General features: G+C 43.6%; 4 protein-coding genes. 3 read left to right on the forward strand and 1 reads right to left on the reverse strand.

What is annotated here, in order from left to right; all coding sequences use genetic code 11:
- The first annotated feature begins 208 nt into the window (after positions 1-208).
- Positions 209-2,560, forward strand: a complete 2,352-nt coding sequence (locus tag H6F57_RS13070) for an NACHT domain-containing protein (RefSeq protein WP_190629184.1) — start codon at positions 209-211, stop codon at positions 2,558-2,560.
- A 70-nt stretch (positions 2,561-2,630) separates the two neighbouring features.
- Positions 2,631-6,353 carry an NB-ARC domain-containing protein gene (locus H6F57_RS13075; protein WP_199289837.1) on the forward strand — a complete coding sequence of 1,241 codons (3,723 nt, stop codon included), beginning with the start codon at positions 2,631-2,633 and terminating at the stop codon, positions 6,351-6,353.
- Positions 6,354-6,904: 551 nt separating this feature from the next.
- Here the strand turns inward: H6F57_RS13075 and H6F57_RS13080 are convergent.
- Positions 6,905-7,782, reverse strand: a protein-coding gene (locus H6F57_RS13080; RefSeq protein ID WP_199294744.1) for an IS630 family transposase whose coding sequence is annotated in 2 segments (ribosomal slippage) — positions 6,905-7,450 and positions 7,453-7,782 — 876 coding nt in all. Because the reading frame shifts where the segments join, the coding sequence is not laid out codon by codon here.
- A gap of 128 nt (positions 7,783-7,910) precedes the next feature.
- On the opposite strand from H6F57_RS13080, the gene H6F57_RS13085 reads away from it, so the two are divergent.
- A partial coding sequence (locus tag H6F57_RS13085) for a transposase (protein ID WP_190795009.1) occupies positions 7,911-8,395 on the forward strand: 485 nt, incomplete at its 3' end.

An 8,395-nucleotide genomic window follows, 5' to 3' on the forward strand; every position in this document is an offset into this window, starting at 1 on the left:
CCAGAAATCTCCGAGGAAACTTGGGTGGGTTAGGAGAAAGTTGGGAGAATTTTTGGCTACGCCTGATACCGTTTGCGATAACCCTTATGGGGCAAGCCTTTCAGCCGCTAGGCAGAACCGAGACAGATCGCGTATTATCAGTGAATTCCCTGAGAACTTTCCCTTAACTTTCCGAGCGCGCTGAATCGTCATCTACCCGTCTGCCGCCATGAGTCGTCGTCAACGTGGTGTGGTCTTGACCGATCGCGGTAAGCAGCGCTTAGAAGCTGCGATCGCATCTGCCCAAGATCAGGAGAAATATGGTGCTCGCTTCACCCAAGCGGAATTGGAAGACCGCGTTGGTTGCACCAGGAAGACTATAAAAAAGATTCGGGAAAGCCTAGGTCCCAGTGATGAAACTTTTGTGCGTTCATTATTCAAGGCGTTCGGTCTTCAGCTTGAAGCGCCTGATTACGGCCATGTTGAATCGGACTCTTTCGCCACTTCTCAATTCCAAGACAAACAATACGACTTTAATCAAGATTCCATCCCTAAGATTTCTGATTTTCAAACTCCCTCTAAAGAAGCTCCGGGATCTCAATTCATTGGCACTTTAGATTTAGAACCCATTGGTTCTTTATCCGAACATAGAATTAGAGAAATCAAAAAAATATGCTGCTCAAAAATCTTACGGCTCTACAGTGAAACTCAACTACTAAATCGCCACAGAGCAAAGATCGATCAGATTTATGTGGACACCTTTATATTGGAGAGCCTGACATCTGACTGCTTTGCTACCATTCCAGACCTGCTTAAACTGAGGGATCCCAGAAATTCTTTTGATCGCCTAGGAATAGGTTCGCGAAAAGAACGCTTATCGGGACTCGATGTGGCGAAGAAGTATCTCAGGTTGATGGTATTGGGAAAGCCTGGTGCGGGAAAGAGTACCTTCCTAAGATTTCTTGCCGTTTTATGTAGCCGAGGCGAGATTTTTGAAGACAAAATTCCTTTATTGATTGAACTAAAGCATCTAGAAGATGACGGAAATATTAATATCAAAGATGTTATTCACAAAGAACTAGCCTTTAAAGATAAGGAGGAAACCGAGTCCATCTTAAAACAGGGAAGACTTATACTCTTATTAGACGGACTAGATGAGGTTTCTGTAAAGTCAAGAAGAAAGATTCAAAAGGGAGTAGAAGTTTTTGTTCAGGATTATCATGCAAATCGATTAGTTGTAACTTGCAGAACTCAGACGACAGAATATATTTTGGATAAGTTTACATATATTGAAATTGCTAATTTAAGTTCTAAGCAAATTGAAAAATTTTCCAGCAACTGGTTTGCCTCTCAATTTGGTGATGATGGAGATAGCATCCACAAGTCTTTTATGGAAAATCTGTATCTCTCTCAAAATCAGCAAACTGCCGAACTGGCAACAACTCCAATTTTATTAAGTCTTATCTGTTGGATCTATTCTGATTCAAAATCTTTTCCGGAGAAAAAGTACAAGTTATATGAGAATGGTCTTAACTTGCTCTTGGGAACTTGGGACGAACGCAGAGGGTTAGATAGAGAATCCAAGAGTCAGTTCTATAGGTCGCTAAGCAAAACCCAGAAGAAAAAACTTCTGAGCCTTATTGCGCTTAACAAATTCCAAGAAAAGCAACGGCTACTTTTCGATGCTGATGAAATTTGCATTAAAATATCTCAATTCCTGGATATTGATGTTGAGGATGCCTGCGAAGTTCTGAGTGATATTGAATCTCAACATGGCATTATAATAGAGCGAGCCCAAAAAATTTATTCTTTTTCTCATCTAACCTTCCAGGAATTTTTTGCGGCAAAATCAATTGCAGATGATTTTGATTCAGACTCTCAGAAGATAGTTCATCAATACTTCGGCGATCGAGACTGGCGAGAGGTTTTCCTTCTTTTATTCAGCATGCTGAATAAGCCTGACGGATTAATTATCTCGCTTAAAGAGAGGATTGACAATAAAATTTTGAGCGATCTTCGATCGAAAGACCTGCTAGCGTATTTGTGTAGGGCAAAGTCCCAAAAACAGAAGGTTAGGAGAGGAGGGATTATAAGACTAAGCTATCTTAATTTAGTATTTGAGACTATATTGGATTTCCAAAGTATTTATGATGCTTGCTTCTTGCTAAGCCAATCACTTTATGAAGATCAAGATAAAGCCTTCAGCTTAGATTATGGATTAATAGTTTCTCTTGATCGTGTCCTTGGAAAAATCAGAAGAAGTATCCACGAAAACGCTGATCTAGAAATGGGCAAAGCTTTTAACGCCTCTTTGGATAATCTTAAAAACCTACTTCCCCATCCAAACATGGGTTTTTTAAGATGGTGGCGCCATAATGGCCATGACTGGAGTCAAGATTTAAAGAAGATCTTGGATGAACATATGGGAATAAGCAGTTATTGGCAGCTAGATCATCAACAAAAAGAGTCAATATCAACCTATCTTTACTCTAGTAATCTCTTATTAAGTTGCACTGAGGCCTCTGATTTTGCTAGCTCAAAAGTGCAATCATTTATTGAGGATAATTTGCTGATTTTTTAGCTAGTTGAAGCTTATGCTTCCTCGGACTTTTGTGTATTCGCAAGTATTTACCATCTTTCGTGCCTGATATATGAAACAGAGCCAAAGCCGTTATAGAGGTGTTATTCTGACTCCGCAGGGACTGCAACGGTTGGAGGATGCCATTGCTTTAACCCAAGAGCTAGAAAAATTTGGCTCACGATTTACCCAAGCAGAACTTTCGGAACGGGCAAAACTCAGCATCAAAACTATCAAAAAGATTCGAGCAGGTAAAATTCCCACTGATGAAGCCTCTTTGCGAGCGTTATTCAGTGCTTTCGGCCTAGAACAGCTAGAACCGGCTGATTATGGTCAACCTGGACCAAGTCAGCTTACTCCTGAAGTTCATCTCCCAAGCAATAAGTCTTCCTTAACGCCCACAAATGACTGGGGTGAGAAGCCCGACACTGCTCTTTTCTTTGGCCGCATCGCAGAATTGGCCACTCTCAATCAATGGGTGCAGCGTGACCAATGTCGATTGATCACTCTACTGGGCATGGGTGGCATTGGCAAAACTTCCCTGGCGGCAAAGCTGGCTAACCAGGTCTACGATCGCTTCGACTATGTGATCTGGCGCAGCTTGCGAGAAGCCCCACCCCTAGATGAAATCTTGGTGCGGTTGATTCAGTTTCTCTCTGACCAGCAAGAAACCGAAATCAACCTGCCGATCCGGTTAGGAGAGCGCATCATTCGATTGCTGCACTACCTGCGCGAACACCGCTGCCTGGTGGTGCTCGACAACCTGGAGTCGATTTTGCAGGCGGAAACAGCGGGCCATTACCGAGACGGCTATGAGGGCTATGGCGAACTGATTCAACGCATTGGCAGCACCGAGCACCAAAGCTGCCTGCTACTCACCAGCCGAGAATGCCCTAGAGAGTTGGCTCCCCTGGCGGGTGACCTGACACCGGTACGCTTGTGGTCAGTTGGCAGCATCGACACCGAGGCCGGGCGAGAGATTCTAAAAACCAAGGGCTTGGCGCTGGATGAGGCCGAGGACCAGGGGCAAGAGCTAATTCGCCGCTGTAGTGGCAACCCCCAAGCGCTGCATCTGGTGGCAACGGCCATTCAGCGAGAGTTTCTGGGCGATGTAGATGACTTCTTGCAGGAGCAAGTAACAGCGGTTGAAGATGTGCGCAGCCTGCTAGACCAACACCTGAGCCGCCTGGCACCATTGGAGCGATCGGTGTTGTTTTGGCTAGCCATTAACCGCGAACCCGTTGGCCTGGATGAGTTGATGGAAGACTTGCTGCCGCCAGTGACCAAGCAGGAGGTGCGGGGGGCGTTGAGGGGCTTGAGCGATCGCTACCTAATAGAGACAGTAGGTAAGCAGTTCACCCTCCAAAACGTAATCATGGAATTTACTTCTGATCAGTTTGTTCACGAAGTTTGTATTGAGCTGACAAGTCAAAGTCCAGATTTTCTTCACACTCATGCTCTAATCAAGGCCACTTCAAAAGACTATGTTCAAGATACGCAAACTAGATTAATACTTTGTCCTATAGCCAGGAGAACAAATCTTGCAATTCAAAATATCGAATCGCTTGTCAAACTCATAAGATCAAGCTCAGCACTCCTGAAAGGTTACATTGTTGGCAACCTTATAAATCTGTCAAAATATGCTGAGTTAGATATATCAAGGCTCGATTTCTCCTGCCTGTTCATCCGTCAAGCTGATCTTGATAATATGATTTTGGAAAATTTCAATCTCTCAAGATCATCTTTTTTAGATACTCGTTTCACAAGCAACAGTCATAGTGTTTTCTCATTAGCCATATCTCCCTGCGCAGAAAAAATTGCTTCAGGAGATGCAATGGGAAACATTAGTATATGGCGCGTCTCTGATGGTGAAAAAGTCCTTCACCTAAAAGGGCATTCCTCCAGAGTCAGGAAAATATTCTTCTCTAAAGATGGAAAATCCCTAATTAGCCAAAGCGAAGATAAAAGCTTGCGAAAATGGGGAATAGAAAAGGATAACTGCGAGATCATTTATACTGATGCAGGCTCTGTAAAATTGATTGATTTTAATGATATGAACTGCTTAATTTCCGTAGAAAATGATCAAATAATATCTATAAAAACTTTAGACTTAGATAGTGGAAATATTCAGCAAGTCCTATCGTTCAGCCAGAGTTCTTGCACTGCATTTTCAGGCAGTTTGAATCACGGCTGGATAGTAACTAGTCACGAAGACGGCTCAATTAGAACATTCGATTTCCATACGGGAACATATTTCAATGAGATTGTCAGTAACCAAGAAAAGATTTGTGCTATATCCATATCTGAAAACCACCCTTTTGTTGCCAGCAGCAGTTCTGAAAAAATCATAAAGTTGTGGAATCTTAACTCAAGAGAATGTTTGCAAAGGTTCGAGGTCAGAGAAAGTGCTGCTCAATACCTAGAATTTGATCCAGACGCTCATTTCCTTGCAGCTCATGACGGCAAATTAGTCAGAGTATGGAATATATTATCTGGTCAAGAAATATCTGTCCTCTGTGGCCATCTAGGCTGGATAAATTCGATTAAATTTTTTCCAGATAATCAAAGGTTAGTTACTTCTAGCTTTCAAGATGACACGATAAGACTATGGAACTTTAAAAGTGGCGAATGTCTTAAAACATGGCGAGGATATGACAACCATTCAAATACAGTTTTATTTCATCCTGTCAATAATCTCCTCATAGCTAACGGCATACATCATACAATTCACTACTGGGATACTAAAGGTTTTACTTTTTTGCAGTCTTGCAAGGGAACATCAATCTCCCTTGGTGTTTTAGATATAAGTCCTGACGGCAGTTTTTTGGTTGTAGGAGGTAAAGGAGACAGCATTCGGTTACATAGGTTTGCTCCTGATATTGCATTTGACGATAACGACAAGAAAAGTCTAGCCGAAGGGCTAACCTTGGAAACAAGGATAATGGCATTAGCTATTAGCCCTGACAGTAGCTTAATTGTGAGCGGCAACAATGATGGTTCATGCAATGTCTGGAATGCTAATAACGGTAAGTGCATTAAACGACTGGATTCTCATTCAAATTGGATAAGTTCAATAGAATTTGATCTGGACAGACATTTCTTTACCGCCAGTCAGAATCGAAGAGAGTTTAAATCTTACTCAGATATCAAAATTTGGGATGCCAAAAACTTTAAATATTTAGGTTCGTTTAGAGGACATCAAGGTGGGACAAGTAAACTTTTAGCTACCCCTGGCTCTAATACATTAATTAGCGCCGGGAATGACAGGATTATAAATCTGTGGGATATAGACAAAAGAACGTTAATTCACAGCCTAATTGGCCATAGATCCCGTGTAACAGATTTAGCTTTAAGCAAAGATAATGGTAGCCTAATCAGCTCTAGCAATGATTTAACTATAAGATTTTGGGACATGAGCTCTGGTAAATGCACAAAGATAATTGATGGACATGTTGACAATATTACTGACATTAAAATAGAACAAAAGCGTAAGATTTTAGCTAGTGCTAGTGCAGATAGTACTATAAAGCTTTGGGATTTGGAATCGGGAGATTGCTTGAGAACTTTAGAAGGGCATGAATATTGGGTATGGTGTGTTGCATTTAGTCCTGATGGATCATTGCTTGCTAGCGCTAGTAAAGACGAAACTATTAAAATTTGGAGCATAGAAACAGGAGAATGTGTTTATACTCTTAGACCACCTCGACCATATGAAGGCATGAATATTATGGGTTCAGTTGGTCTGACTGACGCCCAGATAGCATCATTAATAGCATTAGGCGCAGTTGACACCTAATAACAAAAAACCATTTAGAGAGCTTATAAAGCTGTTCCCTAAATTAGTATTTTGCTTTGGGTTTTACTGCTGTATAACTATTACTGCATATATCAGGTTTCTCTGACTGGAGCTACATTATTCCAAGATATACAGTTATGGTTTAGATGCCTTTTTATTTTCCCAAGAGCTCAACTGACTATGCTGATGAATGTCAATTGTCCACAAAAGAATTGCTGAGTTTTCTTGGCTGTGGAACAAATCCCGAATTAGAAGTTATCGCAGGTACTACCCTTAACTCAACTTTACCTACATCAAAAAAACTTGCTGTTACAAATTCAAAGCCTTTTAGACGCTAGTTTCCCTACTGTCCTAACCAGACACCACATCTTCATAAATTGATTCCATTGGCACCCTTATTTTCAGGCTAACCAATTCGATAGGTTCACCCAACCCATAGGGAATAAACGCCCAGCTTACATCCCTATTCCGGCAAAAAACCTCCACCGTTTTAGCCTCCGAGGTAACTAAAACATACTCCTTCAGACTATCTATAGCTATAGCGACTTAGGTTAGGACGTTGCTTGCTTGAGGACGGCCTCAATAGCAGCCCGCAAGCCATGTTCATGGGGAAGGGCCTTCCGAATCCGGCTTTTCAACCACCCCCAGCACTTTTCAATGCGATTTAGGTCAGGGGAATACGGTGGGAGATAAACCACCTCACAACCTGCCGATTCAATCAACTCGGCAATGCGTCCGCCATGGTGAAAGGTGGCATTATCTAGCACGACCCAGTCTCCTGGGCTTAACTCTGGAATCAAGCAGGTCTCCAACCAGGTTTCAAAGACAGTGCGGTTACAGGCTCCTTCGACAGTAAAGGGAGCGATGAGTTGATGCCCTCGATACCCGGCGATCATATTGATGCGCCCACTGCGTCGCCCGGATTTAAGGTCATAGCACCGCTCACCCGCTGGGGCATAGCCGTATCCGTAGGCATCGCGCTCATCCATTCCCGACTCATCCACATAAACCAGATGTCGGGCTTTTGGCTCTAGAACTCGAGCTACGAACGCCTGTCGCTTTTGCTCGTCTCGCTGTCGGTAGCCGTAGGTCTTTTTTTTCGTGTCCAGTCGATGACGCCTAAGGCCCGCGAGATGGTTCGTTGACTCATTGGACCCGGCCAACACTCCGCCATCTCAGTTTGGGTCTTATGGCGATTTTGCTCGGCAAAAGCGCGAAACCCGTCCCAATCGGTAATCCGCCGCTGGCGGCGAGCCCTTGAGTTGACCTGAGGCGCTAAGCTGCCGGTCGCGGCTTGACGCTTGAGCCACAAGTCGATGGTGTTGCGACTGATCCCAAAAGCAACACTGGCTTCGCTCTTCTTCATCCCATCCAGTTCGATGGCGTCGATGACCTTTTGGCGCAAATCGAGGCTGTAGGGTTTGGCCATGGCACACAGGTGGAGATGTCTCTACCTCTAGATTATGTCCTAATCAAACTGGCTATAGCTATAACGCTCTTCAATGACTCTGGCGGCAGATAATTTAGGGTATAAGGGCTGAGAGCTAGGTAGCCGTGATGACAGTGCCCCGCATGGCCAAACCGACCGTAAGGTTTGTAGATGACTACTGCGAGAGCTACCGCGACTTATTTGCTGAAGTAAGAAGCTTCGAAGCCTTCAAGCATCTGCACGTGGGGATGATATCTGAGGCGAAGCGAAAAACGTTGCCCGCCATTGCAAAGGTCACAGGATTACCCAATGCCCAATCCTTGCAACAGTTTTTGGTCAACTCTCCGTGGCATGCAGGAGACTTGAGACAACGGCGAATAGAGCTAATTTTCTCGTGCTTAGGCCATCGAAAACTGGTGCTGGTGATTGATGAAACCGGAGACCGGAAGAAAGGCCATGCAACGGACTATGTTAAGCGGCAGTACATTGGGAACTTGGGCAAAGTCGAGAACGGCATTGTCTCAGTCGATGCTTATGGTGTGATTGACAACATCACCTTTCCCTTGACCTTTGAAATCTACAAGCCAAAGGAGCGACTAAAAGCGGGAGACGG

The organism is Leptolyngbya sp. FACHB-60, assembly GCF_014695775.1.
Classification (GTDB): Bacteria; Cyanobacteriota; Cyanobacteriia; order Phormidesmidales; family Phormidesmidaceae; genus Nodosilinea.